This is a genomic window from Nocardioides allogilvus, assembly GCF_003047285.1.
Classification (GTDB): domain Bacteria; phylum Actinomycetota; class Actinomycetes; order Propionibacteriales; family Nocardioidaceae; genus Nocardioides; species Nocardioides allogilvus.
Genome location: NZ_PZYX01000008.1, coordinates 157,629 through 177,226, shown reverse-complemented (window position 1 = coordinate 177,226; position 19,598 = coordinate 157,629). Strand labels below are relative to the sequence as shown.

General features: G+C 70.1%; 19 protein-coding genes, 1 tRNA gene and 1 riboswitch. Of the genes, 12 read left to right on the top strand and 8 right to left on the bottom strand.

What is annotated here, in order from left to right; genetic code table 11:
* The first annotated feature begins 374 nt into the window (after positions 1 to 374).
* Positions 375 to 785, top strand: a complete 411-nt coding sequence (locus tag C9J87_RS13495) for a VOC family protein (protein ID WP_010831628.1) — start codon at positions 375 to 377, stop codon at positions 783 to 785.
* Here C9J87_RS13495 and C9J87_RS13490 read toward each other — a convergent pair.
* Positions 782 to 2,590 carry a glycoside hydrolase family 13 protein gene (locus tag C9J87_RS13490; RefSeq protein WP_107705769.1) on the bottom strand — a complete coding sequence of 603 codons (1,809 nt, stop codon included), beginning with the start codon at positions 2,588 to 2,590 and terminating at the stop codon, positions 782 to 784. The genes C9J87_RS13495 and C9J87_RS13490 overlap by 4 nt on opposite strands.
* 53 nt (positions 2,591 to 2,643) lie before the next feature.
* Between C9J87_RS13490 and C9J87_RS13485 the strand changes: the two genes are divergently transcribed.
* Positions 2,644 to 2,715 (top strand) — tRNA-Thr (locus C9J87_RS13485).
* A 31-nt stretch (positions 2,716 to 2,746) separates the two neighbouring features.
* Complete coding sequence (locus C9J87_RS13480) at positions 2,747 to 3,148, top strand: HNH endonuclease signature motif containing protein (protein ID WP_107705768.1); 402 nt, start codon at positions 2,747 to 2,749, stop codon at positions 3,146 to 3,148.
* A gap of 3 nt (positions 3,149 to 3,151) precedes the next feature.
* Here the strand turns inward: C9J87_RS13480 and pdxY are convergent, their stop codons facing one another.
* Positions 3,152 to 3,994, bottom strand: a complete 843-nt coding sequence (gene pdxY / locus C9J87_RS13475; RefSeq protein ID WP_107705767.1) for a pyridoxal kinase PdxY — start codon at positions 3,992 to 3,994, stop codon at positions 3,152 to 3,154.
* Positions 3,995 to 4,134: 140 nt separating this feature from the next.
* On the opposite strand from pdxY, the gene C9J87_RS13470 reads away from it, so the two are divergent.
* Together C9J87_RS13470 and C9J87_RS13465 are read left to right on the top strand one after the other, a co-directional pair.
* Positions 4,135 to 5,763 carry a GMC family oxidoreductase gene (locus C9J87_RS13470; RefSeq protein ID WP_107705766.1) on the top strand — a complete coding sequence of 543 codons (1,629 nt, stop codon included), beginning with the start codon at positions 4,135 to 4,137 and terminating at the stop codon, positions 5,761 to 5,763.
* Positions 5,764 to 5,767: 4 nt separating this feature from the next.
* A complete protein-coding gene (locus C9J87_RS13465) occupies positions 5,768 to 7,321 on the top strand; it encodes a succinic semialdehyde dehydrogenase (protein WP_107705765.1) in 1,554 nt (517 codons plus the stop codon).
* A 28-nt stretch (positions 7,322 to 7,349) separates the two neighbouring features.
* On the opposite strand, the gene C9J87_RS13460 is transcribed toward C9J87_RS13465, so the two are convergent.
* The 3 genes from C9J87_RS13460 to C9J87_RS13450 form a co-directional block, all read right to left on the bottom strand.
* Positions 7,350 to 8,123: a dioxygenase family protein gene (locus tag C9J87_RS13460; protein ID WP_010831634.1), complete on the bottom strand. Its 774-nt coding sequence runs from the start codon at positions 8,121 to 8,123 to the stop codon at positions 7,350 to 7,352.
* A 106-nt stretch (positions 8,124 to 8,229) separates the two neighbouring features.
* Positions 8,230 to 8,916: a uracil-DNA glycosylase gene (locus tag C9J87_RS13455; protein ID WP_107705781.1), complete on the bottom strand. Its 687-nt coding sequence runs from the start codon at positions 8,914 to 8,916 to the stop codon at positions 8,230 to 8,232.
* A gap of 44 nt (positions 8,917 to 8,960) precedes the next feature.
* Positions 8,961 to 10,163, bottom strand: a complete 1,203-nt coding sequence (locus C9J87_RS13450; RefSeq protein WP_107705764.1) for an alpha/beta fold hydrolase — start codon at positions 10,161 to 10,163, stop codon at positions 8,961 to 8,963.
* Positions 10,164 to 10,238: 75 nt separating this feature from the next.
* On the opposite strand from C9J87_RS13450, the gene C9J87_RS13445 reads away from it, so the two are divergent.
* On the top strand, positions 10,239 to 11,777 hold the full coding sequence (locus tag C9J87_RS13445; RefSeq protein ID WP_107705763.1) for an FMN-binding glutamate synthase family protein: 1,539 nt from the start codon (positions 10,239 to 10,241) through the stop codon (positions 11,775 to 11,777).
* A gap of 13 nt (positions 11,778 to 11,790) precedes the next feature.
* Here the strand turns inward: C9J87_RS13445 and C9J87_RS13440 are convergent, their stop codons facing one another.
* Entirely contained in the window at positions 11,791 to 13,245 is a 1,455-nt protein-coding gene (locus tag C9J87_RS13440; RefSeq protein WP_010831638.1) for an alpha,alpha-trehalose-phosphate synthase (UDP-forming), read from the bottom strand.
* Between the two features lie 136 nt (positions 13,246 to 13,381).
* On the opposite strand from C9J87_RS13440, the gene C9J87_RS13435 reads away from it, so the two are divergent.
* The 6 genes from C9J87_RS13435 to C9J87_RS13410 all read left to right on the top strand — a co-directional run bounded on the left by C9J87_RS13435 (position 13,382) and on the right by C9J87_RS13410 (position 17,802).
* Entirely contained in the window at positions 13,382 to 13,678 is a 297-nt protein-coding gene (locus tag C9J87_RS13435) for a DUF3263 domain-containing protein (RefSeq protein ID WP_010831639.1), read from the top strand.
* A 47-nt stretch (positions 13,679 to 13,725) separates the two neighbouring features.
* Positions 13,726 to 14,229 carry a LytR C-terminal domain-containing protein gene (locus C9J87_RS13430; protein ID WP_107705780.1) on the top strand — a complete coding sequence of 168 codons (504 nt, stop codon included), beginning with the start codon at positions 13,726 to 13,728 and terminating at the stop codon, positions 14,227 to 14,229.
* A gap of 55 nt (positions 14,230 to 14,284) precedes the next feature.
* Complete coding sequence (otsB, locus tag C9J87_RS13425; protein WP_107705762.1) at positions 14,285 to 15,121, top strand: trehalose-phosphatase; 837 nt, start codon at positions 14,285 to 14,287, stop codon at positions 15,119 to 15,121.
* 3 nt (positions 15,122 to 15,124) lie between these two features.
* Entirely contained in the window at positions 15,125 to 16,030 is a 906-nt protein-coding gene (locus tag C9J87_RS13420; RefSeq protein WP_010831642.1) for a cation diffusion facilitator family transporter, read from the top strand.
* A gap of 64 nt (positions 16,031 to 16,094) precedes the next feature.
* A riboswitch (SAM riboswitch) is annotated at positions 16,095 to 16,232 on the top strand.
* A gap of 13 nt (positions 16,233 to 16,245) precedes the next feature.
* On the top strand, positions 16,246 to 17,517 hold the full coding sequence (thrC, locus tag C9J87_RS13415; protein ID WP_107705761.1) for a threonine synthase: 1,272 nt from the start codon (positions 16,246 to 16,248) through the stop codon (positions 17,515 to 17,517).
* A gap of 9 nt (positions 17,518 to 17,526) precedes the next feature.
* Positions 17,527 to 17,802 carry a MoaD/ThiS family protein gene (locus C9J87_RS13410; RefSeq protein WP_107705760.1) on the top strand — a complete coding sequence of 92 codons (276 nt, stop codon included), beginning with the start codon at positions 17,527 to 17,529 and terminating at the stop codon, positions 17,800 to 17,802.
* 18 nt (positions 17,803 to 17,820) lie between these two features.
* Here C9J87_RS13410 and C9J87_RS13405 read toward each other — a convergent pair whose 3' ends face one another.
* On the bottom strand, positions 17,821 to 18,291 hold the full coding sequence (locus C9J87_RS13405; RefSeq protein WP_107705759.1) for a GDYXXLXY domain-containing protein: 471 nt from the start codon (positions 18,289 to 18,291) through the stop codon (positions 17,821 to 17,823).
* Positions 18,288 to 19,502, bottom strand: coding sequence for a DUF2157 domain-containing protein (locus tag C9J87_RS13400; protein ID WP_157953197.1), 1,215 nt, complete (start codon positions 19,500 to 19,502; stop codon positions 18,288 to 18,290). The genes C9J87_RS13405 and C9J87_RS13400 overlap by 4 nt, the downstream gene beginning before the upstream one ends.
* Positions 19,503 to 19,598 lie beyond the last annotated feature (96 nt).

The following is a 19,598-nucleotide window of genomic DNA, read 5'->3' as shown; positions in this document are numbered from 1 at the left end:
GGCGCTGGTCCTGCTCGGCCCGCAGCGCGACCAGCACCTGCGCCGGGGTCTCCGGCAAGGTGTCGGTGCTGCTGCGGGTCGTGGTCGCCATACGAGAAGCCAAGCAGGGACCACCGACAACCAGAGCCCGAAAACAGCCGATTCCGGGGGCCTGGGGAAAAGAATCTCAGAAAGTTTTCGGGCCGCCCCGACCACCGAGGCAACCTCTGTCCTGGGCCTTGATGACGTCGTCGACTCTCGCCGCGGTGCTCGAGGCTGCAGGGGCCGCCGAGCTGGCGTCAGGTCATGGTCTTCATGGTCGTGACCTCCGTTGGGGCGGGGTGACACCTGCTTGACGAGCGCGACGCGCGAGTCGTGACAGCTAGGATCGCCGGGTGCTGAGACTCACCGATTTCATCATCGACTGCCCCGACACGATGAAGTTGGCGGCGTTCTACTCCGAGGTGACGGGCCTCCCGGTCAAGGCTGGCAGCAACGAGCACTGGGCCGGCATTCAGCTCGCCGAGATCGAGCTGGCCTTCATCCAGGTGGAGGTCTACCGCGCGCCGCAGTGGCCCGACAATGAGCACCCCAAGCAGTTCCACCTCGACTTCGAGGTCGACGACATCGAGGCCGAGCAGCGCCGTGTCCTGGCCCTCGGCGCGACCGTGCAGCGGGACAGCACGGATCCCGACGGCTACGGCTTCCGCGTCTACACCGACCCGGTCGGTCACCCCTTCTGCCTGTGCCGCAACAAGGGCGTCGTGTGGACCGATGGCAGCCCCGTCTGGCCCACGCGCGACTAGTCGATCGCCCAGATGTCCAAGCGGGCGCCGGCGGCCTCGGGGACCGTAGATCCATCCGCACCGAGATCTCCGGGTTCTGTCCCCAGCAGATGCCTACCGAGCGTCAGCGGGAGAGAGAACGCCGGGCCCGCCGCGCGCCGCGCGACGACCAGAACGGATCCGTCGGAGTGCTCGCGCACGAACGCGATGGTGTCGTCGTCGACGTACGCCCATCGCTGTCCGCCGCGGCGGAGGGCGGCGCGACTGCGGCGCACGCGCGCGAGCGATGCATAGACGTCGAGGGTTGCCCGGTCCCACGACGACGAGGACGACCACGGCATCGGGCGACGCGAGTCCTCACCGTTGACGCCCTCCAGGCCGAGCTCGTCGCCGGCGAAGAGCATCGGCACGCCGGGCATCGTGAACTGCAGCCCGGCCGCCACGCGGTGCAGCGAGGGCGAGCCGACCATCGTGCGGATGCGGGCGGAGTCGTGGGAGCCGAGGATGTTCCAGCTCGCGGTCGTGGCCTGCCAGCCGAGGGCGCCCTGCCAGGCGCGGAACGTGTCCACGACGGCCGGCCCAGACCGCCGGGCGACCTGGACAGGTCGCCCGAACGCTCGCGCGGGCGTGTCCGGGGACCGCAGCCACGACCACACCGGCCACGAGAAGCCGGAGTAGTTCATGGTGCCGTGCCAGCCGTCACCGTCGACGTCGCCTGACGCGTCGTGGTTGTGCTCGCCGATGACGAGCGGGTCCTCGCGGAGCGAGTCCGCCGTGCGGCGTACGGCGCGGGCGACCTCGTGAGCGACATCGAGCGCGCCGAGGCGTCCGGTCATGTTGGCGACGTCGATGCGCCAGCCGTCGACGTCGAAGGGCGGCTGCAGCCAGCGCCCGACGATCGAGTCGGGCCCCTCGACCATCGCCGCGCGCAGGTCGGGATCACCGTGGTTGACCTTCGGCAGCGTGCCGTGGCCCATCCAGTTGGCGTAGGAACCGTCGTCCTCGAAGTAGTAGTAGGTCCGGGTCGCCGACTCCGGGTCGGCCTGCGCCGAGCGGAACCACTCGTGCGTGTCGCCCGTGTGGTTGGTCGTCAGGTCGCCGAGGATGCGCCAGCCGCGCGCGTGCACCGCGCTGCTGAGTCGTTCGTACGCCGCGTCGCCGCCCAGCAACGGATCGACCTCGCTGAACGTGGTGGCGTTGTAGCGGTGGTTGCTCTCGCCGGGGAAGACCGGGGTCGTGTAGACGATGTCGGCGCCCACCTGCTCGACGTGGTCGAGGTGGTCGGTGATGCCGTCGAGGTCGCCGCCGAAGAACTGCACCGGGGTGCGCGGATCCGAGCCCTCGAAGACGACGGTGTCGTCCCAGGCAGCCGGGACCGCCCAGGCGGGCGTCGGGCGCTCGTCGGCGGCCGCCGAGCGAGCGAAGCGGTCGGGGAAGATCTGGTAGACGACGCCGTCGCGGGCCCAGTCCGGGGCGGGGGCGTAGGACGTGAGCTTGAAGTCTGCCGCGTCGGGCGCATCGATGTCGACCAGACCGTTGCCCGCCAGCCACTCCTGCCCGTCCGGGCGCGCGATCAGGAAGCGGTAGTGCGTCACCGGGTTGTGCACGAGCAGTGCGCACTCCCACCACACGGCCTCGCCCTCGGTGGTGCGCGTCGCCGGCACGTAGACCGGCTCCGCGTCGTACGTCGTGCGCAGCCAGACACCCTCGATCGGGTCCTCGACGTGGCTGCACATCCGCACCGTGACCGTGTCGCCGAGCCGGGGCGCCTCGTCGTCGACGTAGGTCGGCGAGCCGTCGTGGTGGGGTTGGTGGAGCAGGGTCATGGGTCAAGTCTCGCAGCCGCTCCGACTAGGATTGCGCCGCTGCATGCAGCGCCGCCGCGTTAGCTCAGGGGTAGAGCACCAATCTTGTAAATTGGGTTGCGAGAGTTCGAATCTCTCACGCGGCTCGATGTCGGTGCGCCGCCGTACCTTCCCGGCATGACATGTCTCGGATGCGGTGTCGAGCTGACGAAGCGACACCAGAAGGTCTTCTGCAGCAATCGCTGCCAGCGCGCGATGGAGCGATCCCAGAACGTCGCTCGCTGGCTCGCCACCGGGATCGGCACGCCGGCATCGGGGATCGGCCACTACATCCGGACCTACCTCCTGGCTGACCAGGGCGGCCGCTGCGCCATCTGCGCGGGCGGCACCGAGTGGAACAACCTCGAGCTGCGATTCGTCCTCGATCACATCGACGGCGACTCAGAGAACAACCATCGCGAGAACCTGAGACTCATCTGCCCCAATTGCGATTCTCAGCTCCCCACCTTCAAGGCGCGCAACCGGGGCAGGGGACGAGCCTCGCGTCGTCAGCGCTACGCGGAGGGCAAGTCCTACTGAACGTCACCGCACCTGCCGGACCTCGAACTCACACTCCGGGTGCGCGATCGCGTCCTGTGCGGCGATCAGGCGCAGCTCGCGCTCGCCCGACTCGAGCGTGGCCTTGAGCACCGCGAAGACGGACGACGCCGTGCGGGCCAGGGCGGAAGCAGCTGACCCGGTCTCGTGCAGGTGGGCGGTGAAGAGGGCGGCGGTGATGTCGCCGGACCCGTTGGCCTTCATCGGCAGCCGCGGGGTCTCGACCAGCCACGCGCCGTCGCCGTCCACGGCCAGCATCCCGATGGAGCCTTCGGTGAAGAGGACCGACGTGACGAGCACGGTCGAGGGCCCCATCGCCAGTGCGAGGTCCGCCGACTCCAGGGTCGACGCGAGCGACACCGGTGAGGTGTCGGTGAGGAACCCGAGCTCGAACTGGTTGGGCGTGATGATGTCCGCCCGCGGCACGACGAGCTCACGGATGATCGGCGGGATCGCCGGGTCCACGAAGCAGCCGGACGTCGCGTTGCCCATCACCGGATCACACGTGTACGTCGCCGCGGGGTTCGCCGCCTTGACCTGCTCGACCGCATCCAGGATCACGGACGCGATCCCGGCACCGCCCTGGTAGCCGGAGAGGACCGCGTCGCACGAGCCGAGCACGCCCCGCTCGGCGATCCCGGTGACCACCGCCGCGACGTCGTCCGGCTTGAGCAGCGGGCCGCGCCAGGCGCCGTACCCCGTGTGGTTGGAGAAGACCACGGTCGACACCGGCCAGACCTCGTGGCCCAGCCGCTGGAGCGGGAAGACGGCGGCGGAGTTGCCGACGTGGCCGTAGGCGACCGAGGACTGGATCGACAAGATCTTCACGGGCACAGGTTAGGCCGGGGTTTCGTGACGGCGCTGGCGAGCCTCCTCAACCGCCGGACCCCTTCCCGGCGAAACTAGAACGAGTTACAGTTTCGGTTGACGCACGCCCAGCCAGTGCCCGTAGTGAAGGTGGATCCGACATGGCCAAGTCCCAGCCGCAGGTCAGCGAGGCCGAGTACGTCGTGGTGGGGGCGGGCAGCGCCGGGTGCGCGGTCGCGGGGCGGCTCGCGGACGCGGGTCACAGCGTGGTGCTGCTCGAGGCGGGCGGTCCGGACACGTCGATGATGTTCAAGACGCCCGGCATGATCGCGATGATCCACGCGGAGCCGAAGCTGAAGGCGAGGTTCGACTGGGGTTTCTACCACGTCCCTCAAGCCAACTTGAACAACCGCAAGGTGCCCGCCACGCGCGGCCGGCTGATGGGCGGCTCGTCCTCGGTCAACGGGATGATCTTCGTCCGCGGCAACCGTGCCGACTTCGACTCCTGGGCCGACGAGGGCAACAAGGGCTGGTCCTACGACGACGTGCTGGCGACGTACAAGAAGCTGGAGAGCTGGGAGGGCGGGGCCAGCGACTACCGCGGCTCCGGGGGACCGGTGCAGGTGATCGAGAACCACCACATCACCGACGCGGCGAAGGCGTTCGTCACCGCCGGGCAGGAGGCGCTCGGTGTCGACCGGACGCCGGACTACAACGGCGCCGAGCAGTCCGGCATGCACGTCATCCAGGAGAACACCAGCAACGGGGTGCGCTTCTCCGCCAGCAGGGCCTACGTCACCGAGAACACTTCGCCCGGCCTCAGCATCACGACCGGTGCGACCGCCGCTCGCGTCGTCATCGAGGGCGGCCGCGCGACCGGCGTCGAGGTGATCGAGGGCGGCGCCCGGCGCACGATCCGCGCCACCAAGGAGGTCATCGTCAGTGCCGGTGCCTACGGCTCGCCGCACCTCCTGCAGCTCTCGGGCATCGGTCACCCCGAGCACCTTTCCGGCTTCGGCATCGAGGTCCACGCCGACCTGCCCGTGGGCGACAACCTCCACGACCACCTCTTCGTGCCGACGACCTGGCACGTCGACAACTCGCCCAACAAGGGCAACGCCTTCTACTTCGGCAAGGGCATCGTCAAGGAGCGGCTGCAGAAGGGGCGCACCTTCATGGCCCACTCGGTCTTCGAGTCGGGTGCCTTCGTGAGTACGTCGCACGCGCCGGCCGGGCTCCCGGACATGCAGCTGCTCGCGCTGCCCTGGAGCTATCCCGCTCCCAACCAGGACGCGCCGGTGCGGATGAAGTCCGACCAGCGCCCGTCGTGGTCGGTCTTCTCGACGCTGATCCAGCCGAAGTCGCGCGGCACCCTGCGCCTGGCGAGCGCCGACCCCATGGTCGCGCCGCTGATCGACCCGCAGTTCCTCGCCGAGCCCGACGACCTGGCCGTGCTCCGCGAGGGCCTCGACATGATCCGCGAGACGATGAGCCACCCCTCGATCGCCCGCCACGTGAAGGGCGAGTACGAGCCCGGCCCGGCCTACTCCGGCGACCGGCTCACCGACGAGATCCGCAACCGCGCGACCACCGTCTACCACCCCGTCGGGTCCTGCCGGATGGGCGTCGACGAGCGCGCGGTGGTCGACCCCGAGCTCAAGGTGCGCGGCATCGACGGCCTCCGCGTCGCCGACGCCAGCATCATGCCGACGATCATCCGCGGCAACACCAACGCACCCTCGATCATGATCGGCGAGAAGTGCGCCGAGCTGATCCTCCAGAAGGACTGATCCCATGCGTCCCGCTTCGCTGACCGACGACTTCCTGCAGGGCCTCGTGGCGCGCGTGCCGTCCACCAGCGGCGGCACCTGGAAGCTCACCGAGGTCTACACCGGCGAGGTGCTCGTCGAGCTCCCGCAGTCGACGCCGGAGGACATCGCGGCGGCGTTCGGCCGGGCCCGCGCCGTACAGGCCGAGTGGTCGCAGTGGCCGTTGCGCAAGCGGCTCAAGGTGTTCAAGAAGTTCCACTCGCTCGTCATCGACGCGCAGGAGCAGCTCGCCGACGTCATCCAGGCCGAGTCGGGCAAGAACCGCCGGATGGCGGTCGAGGAGACCTGCGACATCCCGATGGTGACCGCCCACTACCTCCGCCGCGCGCCCAAGCTGCTCGCCGACAAGTCGCGACCCGGGCCGGTGCCGGTCATCTCCGGGTCGACGGAGATCCGCCAGCCCAAGGGCGTCGTCGGCATCATCGCGCCCTGGAACTTCCCCTTCGCCACGGCCATCTCCGACGCGATCCCGGCGCTCATCGCCGGCAACGGCGTCGTGGTCAAGCCCGACAACAAGACGGCTCTCTCCGGCCTGTACGGCGTCGAGCTGCTCGAGCAGGCCGGGCTGCCCGCCGGCCTCGTGCAGGTCGTGTGCGGCGAGGGCGCCGACGTCGGGCCGACGCTGATCGACAACGCCAACTACGTCATGTTCACCGGCTCGACCGCCACGGGACGGGTCGTCGGCGAGCGCGCCGGGCGCAACCTGATCGGCTGCTGCCTCGAGCTCGGCGGCAAGAACCCGATGATCGTGCTGCCCGACGCCGACCTCGACGACGTGGTCAAGGCGTCCCTGTTCGCCGCCTTCGGCAACACCGGCCAGATCTGCATGCACATCGAGCGGATGTACATCCACGACTCGTTGTACGACGACTTCCGCGCGCGCTTCGTCGAGGCGACCGAGTCCCTGGTGATCGGCGCGACCTACGACTACACGCCCGAGCTCGGCTCGCTCGTCTCGGTCGACCACCTGGAGCGCGTGCGCTCCCATGTCGACGACGCGGTGGCCAAGGGCGCGACCGTGCTGACCGGCGGCCACCCGCTGCCCGACATCGGCCCCGCGTTCTTCGCGCCGACGATCCTCGAGGGCGTCACCGCCGACATGCTGACCGGCTCGTGCGAGACCTTCGGCCCGGTGGTCGCGCTGCACCGCTACTCCGACATCGAGGACGCGATCCGGCTCGCCAACGACACCGACTACGGCCTGAACGCGTCGGTGTGGGGGACCGACCTCGACGCCGCGATGGCAGTCGCACGCCGCATCGAGTCGGGCAACGTCAACATCAACGACATCCTCGCGACGGCCTATGCGTCCAAGGGCACGCCGTCGGGCGGAGTGAAGCAGTCCGGTGTCGGCGGGCGGCACGGTGACCAGGGGCTGCTGAAGTACACCGATTGCCAGAACATCGGGGTGCTCAAGAAGCAGGTCATGGGCCCGCAGCCCGGGCAGGACTACGCCGCCTACGCCAGGCAGACCCGGATCTCGCTGAAGATCATGCGGCGACTTCCCTTCGGCGGTTGAGGAGGCGCGCCAGCGCCGTCACGAAACCTCACGCGACCTGCAGCGACCTCTTCGACAACCCCATCCAGAACCCGTCGATGACCTGGATCCCCGGCTCGTCGGGGGTGGTCGCCGCGCCCAGCGTGACGAACAGCGGGATGTAGTGCTCGACGGTCGGGTGCGCGTAGGGCATGCCGGGGGCGCTGGCGGTGTAGTTGGCCAGCGCGTCGACGTCGCCACGGGCCAGCGCCTCGCCCGCCCAGGCGTCGAAGTCCTGGGACCAGCCCGGGGCCTTGGCGTTGATGCTCCAGTCCTTGAGGAACGGCAGTCCGTGGGTGAGGAAGCCGGACCCGATGATCAGCACACCCTCGTCGCGCAGCGGCTTGAGCCGCTCGCCGAGCTTCATCAGCTTGACCGGGTCGGAGGTGGGCAGCGACATCTGCAGCACCGGGATGTCGGCCCGGGGATACATGATCTTGAGCGGCACCCATGCGCCGTGGTCGAGGCCGCGGCTGGTGTGCTGGTGGACGGGCTCGTCCTTCGGCATCATCGCGGCGACCCGTTGCGCGAGCGCGGAGGCGTCGGGGGTCTCGTAGGTCATCTGGTAGTACTTCGGCGCGAAACCGCCGAAGTCGTAGACCAACGGTGCGTAGTTCGCGGTCAGGCTGACCGGCGCCGACTCCCAGTGGGCGCTGACGATCAGGATCGCCTTGGGCCTCGGTAGGTCCTTGGCCAACGTCGCCAGCTGTCCCGACCACACCGGGTCGTCGAGCAGTGGCGGCGCGCCGTGGCCGATGTAGAGGGCAGGCATCCGGTCGGTCATGCCACGAGAATAGTTGAATCCCGGACTATTCTCAAGGTCGGCCATCTGCGGGCGGTAGTTGAGTGCGACTTTGTGGAGATCTGGCCGTCAGCCGACAAGTTCTCACTCAACTACCGGGGGGGAGGGGAGGAGAGGGGGCCGCCGGCGGGAGCGACCAGTCGACCGGGGGCGCGCCCTGGTCGGCGAGCAGCTTGTTCACGCGGGAGAACGGCCGGGAGCCGAAGAAGCCGCGCGACGCCGAGAGCGGGGAGGGGTGGGCCGACTCGACCCACGGGATCGGGCCGAGCAACGGCTTGAGGGACTGCGCGTCGCGGCCCCACAGGATCGCCGCGCACGGCCCGCCGCGCTCGGCGAGGGCCGTGATCGCGCACTCGGTGACGGCCTCCCAGCCGCGGCCGCGGTGCGACGCCGCGGCACCCGGGGCGACCGTGAGCACCCGGTTGAGCAGCATCACGCCCTGGTCGGCCCAGGCCGACAGGTCGCCGTGGGCGACCGGCGCCAGGCCGAGGTCCGAGCTGAGCTCGGCATAGATGTTGGCCAGCGACCGCGGCACCGGTCGCACGTCCGGCGCGACCGCGAACGACAGCCCGATCGGGTGTCCCGGGGTCGGATAGGGGTCCTGCCCGACGATCAGCACGCGTACGTCGCCCAGTGGCCGCGCGAAGGCCCGCATCACGTGGTCCCCGGCCGGGAGGTAGTCCCGCCCGGCGGCGATCTCGGCCCGCAGGAACTGCCCGAGCACCGCGATCCTGTCGTCCACCGGCGCCAGTGCGGCCGCCCAGTCGGGCGCCATCAGCCCGCGCTCGACCAGGCCCTGCAGTGCACTCACGGCGGCGGTCAGCGACCGAGCGAGCGCGAGCCGGCGGACCCGTAGCGACGGTGGGGGTTGGCCCCGATCGCGTCAGGGTCGGCCGTCTTCTTCTTCGCGGTGGCGGCCTTCTTCCTCGCGGGGGCCTTCCGGGTCGGGGTGGACCACTGCTCGATCCACTCGTCCATCACCCGCCACGTGGTGCCCCGGGCGGCTCGGCCGGTGAGCATCCCGAGGTGGCCACCGGGGACGATCTCGAAGCGGACGTCGACCGATCCGGTGAGGAGCGCGACCACGGGCTTGACCGCCTTGACCGGTGCGATGCCGTCGGTCGCGCCGCCGAACACCAGCACCGGCGCCGTGATCGAGGAGAGCTCGATCGTCCGGTCGCCGAAGGGCATCGAGCCCCTGGCGAGCGCGTTGCCCTTGACCATCCGGTGGTAGAGCTGGCCGAAGGTGCGGCCCGGGTAGGCGATCATGTTGGCCGAGAAGCGGTCCACCGCCTCGATCTGCGCGAGGAAGTCGGCGTCGTCGAGGTTGGTCAGCAGGGCGAGCGGCTTGGTGATGACCTTCTGCGCGGAGGCAGCCGTGAAGGCCCAGTTGACGAGCGGCTTCGGGATGCCGCCCATCGCCTGGTAGCCGCGGGTGACGAGGCCGTTGCCCTCCATGAAGTTGAGGTTGAGCAGGGGCCGCACCGGCGCCATCAGCGGCACCTTCTTCACGTCGACCGGCGAACCGACGACCGTGAGCGAGGCGATCGGCAGCGCGGGCTGGTCGGCCGCGGTCAGCAGCGCGAAGATGCCGCCGAGGCTCCAGCCGATCACGTGCACCGGGCGTCCGCCGGCGTGCTCGGAAACAGCCTTGATCGCCTCGGGCAGCACCTCGTCGACCCAGTGCTCCATGCCGAGGTTGCGGTTCTTGAACGACACCTCGCCGTACTCCACGAGGTAGGTCCGGCGCCCCTCGGTGACGAGGTGCTCGACGAGCGAGCAACCGCGGCGCAGGTCGAAGCAGATGGCGGGCGCGGCCAGCGGCGTCACCAGCAGGACCGGATCGCCCGTCTCGACGACTCCCGCGGCCGGCCGGTAGTGGTAGACCTCGCGCAGCTCCCCGTCGTCGATCAGCGTGCGCGGCATCGGCCTCAGGTCCGCCAGTCCGCCGTAGAACACCTTGTGGGCGACGTTGCTGGCAGCCGAGACCACTTGAGCAGGCTTGGGAGGCAGGAGATCCATGTGCCTGAAGATACGCCCGCCCGACTCGGGCCGAGCAGGTTGCTTGGAGGTCGGACGCAGGACTAGACACGACCCATGAAGAAGACGCTCGCCGCCCTCGGGGCGGCCGCTGTCGGTGCGCTCGCCGCTCACGACCTGCGCCAGAAGCAGCACGCCATCACCCGCAACTTCCCGGTCCTGGGCCACGCGCGCTTCGCGCTGGAGCGGATCGGCCCCGAGCTGCGGCAGTACATCGTGGCGGGCAACGACGAGGAGCGCCCCTTCAGCCGCGACCAGCGGCGCTGGGTCTATGCCAGCTCCAAGCTGCAGAACAACTACTTCGGCTTCGGCACCGACAACGACATCGAGGGCCACGTCGGCTACCCGATCATCAAGCAGCGCACCTTCGCCGACGTCGCGCCCTCGACCAGCGCCCACTCCGGCGAGGAGACCCCGCTGCCCTGCGCCAAGGTCGTCGGCCTGGCGCGCGGGAGGGCCAAGGCCTTCCGGCCGCAGTCGGTCGTGAACATCTCCGGCATGAGCTACGGCTCGCTGAGCAGCAACGCGATCACGGCGCTCAACCGTGGGGCCGAGCTCGCGGGCTGCCTGCAGAACACGGGGGAGGGCGCGCTGTCGCCGTACCACCGTGAAGGCGGCGACCTGGTCTTCCAGATCGGTACGTCGTACTTCGGCTGTCGCGACGAGGACGGGGTCTTCGACCTCGACCGCCTGGTCGCGCTGTGCGCCGGAGCGCCGGTGCGGATGATCGAGATCAAGCTGTCGCAGGGCGCCAAGCCCGGTCTCGGCGGGATGCTGCCGGGCGTCAAGGTCACCGACGAGATCGCGGAGATCCGGGGCATCCAGGCCGGCGTGGACTGCGCCTCCCCGAGCCGGCACGCGATGTTCAACGACGTGGACTCGCTGCTCGACTTCGTCGAGACGGTCGCGCAGGCGACCGGCCTGCCGGTCGGGATCAAGAGCGCCGTCGGCAACATGGACTTCTGGGACGACCTGATCGCGGCGATGTCCCCCGAGCGGATGGTCGACTTCGTCAACATCGACGGCGGCGAGGGCGGCACCGGCGCGGCGCCGCTGGTCTTCGCCGACTCGGTCGCCTTCCCGTTCCGGGTGGGCTTCTCGAAGGTCTACAAGCGCTTCGCCGAGGCCGGCATGACCGACGACATCACCTTCATCGGGGCCGGCAAGCTCGGCCTGCCCGACAACGCGCTGGTCGCCTTCGCGCTCGGCTGCGACATGGTCAACGTCGGTCGCGAGGCGATGCTCGCCATCGGCTGCATCCAGGCGCAGAAGTGCCACACCGACGAGTGCCCGACCGGCGTCGCCACCCAGCGGCCGTGGCTGATGCACGGGCTCGACCCGACCCTGAAGTCGGCGCGCGCCGCCAACTACGTCAAGACCCTGCGCCGCGACCTGCTCAAGGTCTCCGAGGCCGTCGGGGTCGCGCACCCCGCGCTGATCACCGCCGACGACATCGACCTGATCGACGGGCTGCTGTCCTCACGACCGCTGCGCGACGTCTACGGCTACGGCCGCCACTGGGGCACGGTCGGGCCCGCCCTGGCCGAGGAGATCACCGCGATCATGGCCGAGCAGACGGCCGCCCACGGCGGCTGAGGGCGTACGGCGCTCAGCGCCGACGAGCGGGGCGGACCGTCTTGTCGTGGTCGGGGCGGGTGTCGGCCAGCGCGGCGAGGAAGTTGTTGGCCCACGCGGTGACGTCGTTGTCGACGACCTGCTTGCGCATCGCCCGCATCCGGCGAGTCGTCTCCTTCGGCTCGGCGTGGAACGCCTCCATCAGCGCAGCCTTCATGCCGTTGATGTCGTAGGGGTTGACGAGGTAGGCCTGCCGGAGCTCGTCGGCGGCTCCGGCGAACTCGGAGAGCACCAGCGCTCCGTCGTCGTCGTAGCGGCAGGCGACGTACTCCTTGGCGACGAGGTTCATGCCGTCGCGGTAGGGCGTGACGACCATGATGTCGGCGGCGCGGTAGAGGGCGGCCATCTCCTCACGCGGGTAGGACGAGTGGAGGTAGGAGATGGCGGGTCGTCCGATGCGGCCGAGGTCGCCGTTGATCCGCCCGACCAGCCGGTCGATGTCGTCGCGGATGATGCGATATTGCTCGACCCGCTCGCGAGACGGCGTGGCGACCTGCACGAAGACGGCGTCCTCGACGTCGAGGAGGCCCTCGGCGATCAGCTCGGAGAAGGCGCGCAGCCGGGCGTAGATGCCCTTGGTGTAGTCGAGTCGGTCGATGCCGAGGAAGACCTTGCGCGGGTTGCCGAGCGCGGTGCGGATCTCGGTGGCTCGCTGCTGGACCGCCTCGGTGTGGGCGAGCTCGATGAAGCCGGCGGCGTCGATGGAGATGGGGAAGGCGGCCGCCTTCACGGTGCGGCCGTCGGGGAGGTAGACGAGGTCGCGGTGCGTCTTGTGGCCGACCCGCCCGCGGACCAGACGGACGAAGTTGGCGGCGCCGCCGGCGAGCTGGAAGCCGATCAGGTCGGCACCGAGCATGCCCTCGAGGATCTGGCGGCGCCACGGCAGCTGGCTGAACAGCTCGGCGGGCGGGAACGGGATGTGGAGGTAGAAGCCGATGCGCAGGTCGGGTCGCAGCTCGCGCAGCATCTGCGGCACCAGCTGGAGCTGGTAGTCCTGCACCCACACCGTGGCGCCCTTCGCGGCGATCTCCGCGGCGCGCTCGGCGAAGCGCTGGTTGACCTGGACGTAGGAGTCCCACCACTCACGGTGGAACTCCGGCTTGGCCACGAGGTCGTGGTAGAGCGGCCACAGGGTGCCGTTGGCGAAGCCCTCGTAGAACTCCTCGACCTCGTCAGCGGTCAGGTGGACCGGCACGAGCTGGAGGCCGTCCTCGACGAAGGGCTCGAGGTCGAGGTCGTCGGTCGAGCCGGGCCAGCCGATCCACGCGCCGTCGTTGGCTCGCATGACGGGCTCGAGGGCGGACACCAGGCCGCCCGGCGAGCGACGCCAGCCGGCGCTGCCGTCGGGCAGCGTCACCCGGTCGACGGGGAGCCGGTTGGCCACGATCACGAGGTCGGCCAGGTGGTCGGGCTGGCCTTGTGTGGTCACGGATCCACCCTAGCGGCCCGCATCGCCGTACAGCCCGCGAGTGGTCCTTCCAACGCGACTCGCCGCAAGCGAATGACATCGGTGTTGTTCGTCGCCTACAGTGGGGCCCACACGGACGCCGACTCAGGAGTTAGAAATGGACGCCGCGAACGCATTCGTCGCTCACGAGGGTGACGGCACACCCGGTCTGAGCCAGCGCGACCGCGACATCCTCGAGTTCGAGCGCCACTGGTGGAAGTTCGCCGGCGCCAAGGAGCAGGCGGTCCGCGAGAAGTTCGACATGGGCTCGACCCGCTACTACCAGGTCCTGAACGCCCTCATCGACCGTCCCGAGGCCCTCGAGGCCGACCCGCTGCTCGTGCGCCGCCTTCGCCGGCTGCGCGCCTCGCGCCAGCGTCAGCGCTCCGCGCGCCGTCTCGGCTTCGAAGTCTGATCCACGCCTTGTCCGCGCCTACTTCCCCCAGTGAGGCACCCATGAACATGTCGCGCACCCGCCGATCGCGCTCCGAGCGCGGCGTCGCCTTCCCGTCCCCGCTGGTGATGCTCAGCATCATCGCCGTCGCGATGGCCGGCTTCGCCTTCATCGCCACCCGCGACGCCGACCTCGTCGAGCGCAAGGTCACCCCGGCCGCGGCGACCTCCACCCCGACCGTCGCGCCGACGGCGGTGGAGCCGATGAAGAAGCCCAAGCCGAAGCCCGCGCTCAAGCGCGGCGAGGTCTACGTCGAGGTCTTCAACAACTCCGGCATCCAGGGACTGGCCGCCTCGACCGCAGCCAAGGCCACGCAGGTCGGCTGGCAGGTCGTCGGCGAGGACAACTGGGTCGGCTCCATCCCGACCACCACGGTCTACTACCCCGAGCGCCTCAAGGCCGCCGCCAAGCAGCTCGCGCTCGACCTCGGCGTCGGTCGCACCCAGCCGGCGGTCGAGCCGATGAAGATGGACCGCCTGACGATCATCCTCACCGCCGACGCGGCTTCGTGACGGCGCCGGGGCGCCTCCTCAACCACCGATAACGTCCGCGTGGTTGGCTTTCCACATGGAGTTCACCTCCGCACGAGCCAGCCAGCGCTACTCCGAGATCGTCGCGCGCGTCGATGAGGTCGTCGTCGGACTCGACTTCGACGGTGTCCTCTCCCCGATCGTCGAGGACCCCACCCAGGCGCTGATCCACGCCGACGCGCCCCAGGTGCTCATCGACCTCAGCGACCTGGTGCGAGCCGTCGCGGTCGTCACCGGTCGGCCCGCCCGGCAGGTCCTGGCCCTCGGTGGCCTGGACGAGGTCGGCGACGCGATCGGCGACCACGGCAAGGAGCTGTTCGTCTTCGGGCAGTACGGCAACGAGCGCTGGTCGTCCACGCAGCGGCGGGTCATCTCACCGCGCCCCCCGCACGGCCTGTCCACCTTCGAACGCGAGCTCCCCGCGTTGCTGCGGCGCAGTGGCGCGAGCGAGGCCTTCGTCGAGGAGAAGGGGCTGGCGGTCGCCGTACACACCCGACGGCTGCCGGACGCCAACGAGGCGTTCTCGCGACTGCTGGAGCCGATGTCGGAGCTCGCGCACGCCCATGGCCTGATCGTCGAGCCCGGGCGCAACGTGATCGAGGTCCGCTCCGACGGGCAGCACAAGGGCCATGCCGTGCAGACGCTGGTGAAGGAGCAGGCCGCCGGCGGCTTCGTGTTCGCCGGTGACGACCTCGGTGACATCGAGGCCTTCGAGGCGGTCGCCGAGCTGCGCGAGCAGGGGCTGGCGACGCTGCTGGTCTGCGCCGCCTCGGACGAGCAGTCGGCGCTGCTGCCGCTCGCCGACGTGATCGTGCCGGGCCCCGACGGAGTGCTCGACCTGCTGCGCCAGCTCACCGCCGACGCACGAGGCTGACCCATGGGCGCCGGTCACGGACACGGACACCCGCCCTCGCACCCGGGAGCGCGGCACCGCTGGCGCCTCGCGGTCGCGTGCGCACTGGTCGGCTCGTTCTTCGTCGTCGAGCTCGTCGTCGGCTGGCTGGCGCAGTCGCTGGCGCTGCTCTCGGACGCCGGCCACATGGCAGCCGACGTCGTCGCGCTCTCCTCGGCGCTGGTCGCGACCCGGATCGCCACCCGGGCCGACCGCACGGGCATGCGGACGTTCGGCTCCTACCGCGCCGAGGTCTTCGCCTCCGGCCTGACCGTGCTGCTCATGCTGGCCGCCGCGGCCTACGTCACGCTCGAGGCGCTGCGTCGCCTCGGCGACGCTCCCGACGTCGACGCGGGCCCGATGCTGCTCGTCGGTGCGCTCGGCCTCGTCGTCAACGTGGTCGCGCTGCTCCTCCTGCGCGGGGGAGCGGCCGAGAGCCTCAACGTCAAGGGCGCCTACCTCGAGGTGGTCGCCGACACCGTCGGCTCGGTCGGCGTCATCGTGGCCGGGGTGCTCGTCGCACGGACCGGCGACGGCTGGTGGGACACGGTCGTCGCGCTGGCGATCGCGGCGTTCGTCGCCGTACGCGCCCTGCTGCTCGGCCGCGAGGTCCTCGCCGTCCTCGGTCAGCACGCGCCGGCCGGGTTGTCGCCCGCGGCCCTCGAGACGTCGCTCCTCGGCGTGCCCGGGGTCGAGGGCGTCCACGACCTCCACGTCTGGACCCTCACCTCCGGCATGCACGTCGCCACCGCACACCTGCTGGCCGCCGAGGGGCAGGTGGGCGAGGTGCTCGCGACCGCGCGCGTGCTGCTGCGGGAGGAGTACGGCGTCGAGCACGCCACGCTCCAGGTCGAGTCACCGTCCTCGGCGTGCGACCAGACGTCCTGGTGAGACAGGTGCGTGCCAGCATGTGGACTCGATGTGCACATGCTGAGACGGCCTGTCTAACCTAGAGCCCTCATCACGAGGGACTGAGGGAACGGCCCGACGAAGTCCCGGCAACCGCCACGAACCTCCTTCTCGCTCTGCGGGAAGTCGCGGAAACGGTGCCAATTCCGTCCCGGAGCGAAAGTCGCGCCGGGGTAGATGAGAAGGAGGATTTCGACATGTCTGTTGTTGCAGAGAACGCGCCCGCGAAGACGCTTCGAGAGGGTGCCTTCGGTCATGCCCGTGTGCTCGTCTGTCGCGAGTGCAGCCACGAGGTCGAGCTCGGCCCGCACTACGCGTGCCCGGAGTGCTTCGGCCCGCTCGAGGTGGCCTACGACTTCCCGGTCGTGACGCGCGAGGAGATCGCCGCCGGCCCCGCCAACATCTGGCGCTACAAGGCCCTGCTGCCCGTGCCCAGCGACATCGAGCAGAGCCCCAACATGGAGCCCGGCTTCACCCGCCTCCTGAAGGCCCACAACCTGGGTCGCGAGCTCGGCATCGACAACCTGTGGGTCAAGGACGACTCGACCAACCCCACCAACTCCTTCAAGGACCGCGTCGTCGCCTGCGCGCTCAGCGCTGCCCGCGAGCTCGACGCCAAGGTCTTCGCCTGCCCCTCGACCGGCAACCTCGCCAACGCGGTCGCCGCGGCCGGTGCTCGGGCCGGGATCAAGACCGTGGTCTTCATCCCGAGCAACCTCGAGCAGCCCAAGCAGGTCAACTCGGCCATCTTCACCGACCGGCTGGTCGCCGTGAACGGCAACTACGACGACGTCAACAAGCTCGCCTCCGAGATCGCCGGCGAGGAGGAGGGCTGGGCGTTCGTCAACGTCAACGTCCGCCCGTTCTACGCCGAGGGCTCCAAGACGCTGGGCTACGAGATCGCCGAGCAGCTCGGCTGGCGCCTGCCCGACCAGATCGTCATCCCGGTCGCCTCCGGCTCCCAGCTGACGAAGGTCGACAAGTCGTTCCAGGAGCTGATCAAGCTCGGCCTCGTCGAGGACAAGCCCTACAAGGTCTTCGGCGCGCAGGCGACCGGCTGCTCGCCGGTCAGCGTCGCCTACAAGGCCAACACCGACGCCATCCGCCCGGTGAAGCCCGACACGATCGCCAAGAGCCTCGCGATCGGCAACCCCGCCGACGGCATCTACGTCCTCGACGTCTGCCGCCGCACCGGTGGTGCCGTCGAGGACATCACCGACGACGAGGTCCGCGAGGGCATCGTCCTGCTTGCCCGCACCGAGGGCATCTTCACCGAGACCGCCGGTGGCACGACCGTCGGCGTCCTGAAGAAGCTCGTCGAGACGGGCCAGCTCGACACCTCCCTCGAGACGGTGGTCATCAACACCGGCCACGGCCTCAAGACGCTCGATGCCATCTCCGACCGGGTGGGCGCCGCGGCGACCATCGAGCCGACCTACTCTGCTTTCACTGCCGCCAACCTCGTCTAAGGAACTTCCATGAGCGTCTCGGTCCGCATCCCGACCATCCTGCGCACCTACACCAACGGTGAGTCCGAGGTGAGCGCCAGCGGCGCGACCCTGGCAGCCGTGCTCGACGACCTCGACGCCAACTACGCCGGCATCAAGGGTCGTGTCCTCGACGAGGCGGGCAACCTGCGCCGGTTCGTCAACGTCTACGTCGGCAACGACGACGTGCGCTTCCTGGACAACCTGGAGACCGCGACGCCCGACGGCACCCAGATCTCGGTCATCCCCGCCGTCGCCGGCGGCTGACCAGCCGCCCCTGAGGCCTCACTTGGGAGCGCGTACGTCGATGAGCGCGGCGTGTCCGCGTCCGTCGATCTTCACCTCGGCGATCGCTCCGTCGCGCAACATGTCCTCCATGGCCGCGGCCTCGTCCTGCGGCAGGAAGAAGCTGTCGATCCCGCACTCGACGCTCCAGTCCCGGTCGTCGCAGGCGAGGTAGGGCTGCTCGCCCGAGGGGCGCTCGCGCAGGAACTCGTCGGCGACCATGACGCCGCCGTCGTCGACCAGGGTGATGTAGAGCGGCCCGCCGTCGGAGTCGCCCTGCCGGTCGTGCTGGAGGTCGGGGTAGTCGAGCGTGACGTAGGCCCCGCGGAACGGGTCGATCGGATCGAGCGGGGCGACCCGCAGCTGGTAGGTGTCACCGGTGGCCCGGGCCGAGAGCTGGGGTGCCACCGCGACGCCCACGAGTGCTGCCTGGGCGACCACCACGGCCGCGAGGGTGACGAGCCTGTTCATCGTCCCGCTCCTTCCTGGTCGGTGTCCGCATGGTCCTCGAGCGAGGCCGCGATCTCGCGCCTGGCGCGGTCGAAGAGGAAGCCGGTCGCGAGGAAGATCAGGCCGAGCACCAGGAACAGCCAGGCCCCCTGCACGATCGCGGCGAACACCGCGAAGCTCTGGAAGGTCGTGAAGGCGACCAGCCCGACCATCGCGAGCGCGGTCAGCACGGGGTTGTCGCGCAGCGTGCCGATCGCGACGAGTGCCACCGCGAGGGCGACGAAGGCGACCACGCCCACGGCCGCATGGGCCCAGTCGGCGAGGTCGACCTGCGAGGTGTCGGTGCCGGTGTCCCAGCGGACCATCAGGGCGGCGACGGCGAGCACCCCGACGGCGACGACGGGTTCGAGGCGGGCCCGGCCCCGTGCGACGACCAGCGCTGCGGCGGCGGCCACCGTGGCGACGACCAGCGAGGCGACCAGCCAACCGTCCCACTCGAAGGCGTCGGTGTTCGTGTAGGGCACGGCGGCGATGAACAGGCTGACCATCCCGAGCAGGGCGCCGACCGAGCGCCACACCTGGCCGAAGCGGGTGAGCCCGCGGTCGTGGATGACGGCCAGTGAGATCGCGGCGACCCCCGCCGTACCGAACCCGACGACCGCACCGGCGACGCTGCCGTCGTCCCAGAGCGGCTGCGCGATCCACCAGCCGACCCCGGTGACGACACCGACCACGAGCGGCATCAGCGCCCGGAACCCGTAGGCGTGGGCGAGAGCGCCGGCCGCCCACAGTCCGATCAGCGCGGGCGAGAAGGCGGGCACCTGGAGGGACTGCGCTGCCTGGAAGATCACCGCGCCAAAGGCCAGCGACGCCATCAGGCGCAGGGCTCCTCGTACGGCGCCTGCCGCCCGCGACAGCTCGGCGCCCGCCATCAGGGCCAGCCAGATCGCGGCGACAGCGGCGAAGCGCAGCAGGGGCGGCAGCTGGTCCAGGTTGGCGGCCACCAGCCAGATCAGCCCGACCCCGACGAACGCGGCGCCGAGGACGAGGAGGATCCGGCCGAGCGAGACGCGGCGATGAGCCGCGACACCGCGGTAGCGGGAGCCGATCGCCGCCGCCTGCGCGGCATCGACGAGCCCGGCGCGCTGCCAGTCGTCGAGCTCACGGCGCAGCCAGGCGGCGCGTTCCTCGGGGATGGGGCTGGGGCCTGCGCTGTCGATCGAGGCGTTCATCTGCACAGCGTGCACCCGTCCGGCAGCCCGGCGAGTGAGTATTCGCGCTCAACCGCCATGGTTACGCCGGCGTAACCCACCCTGCCGGTCCTCGTT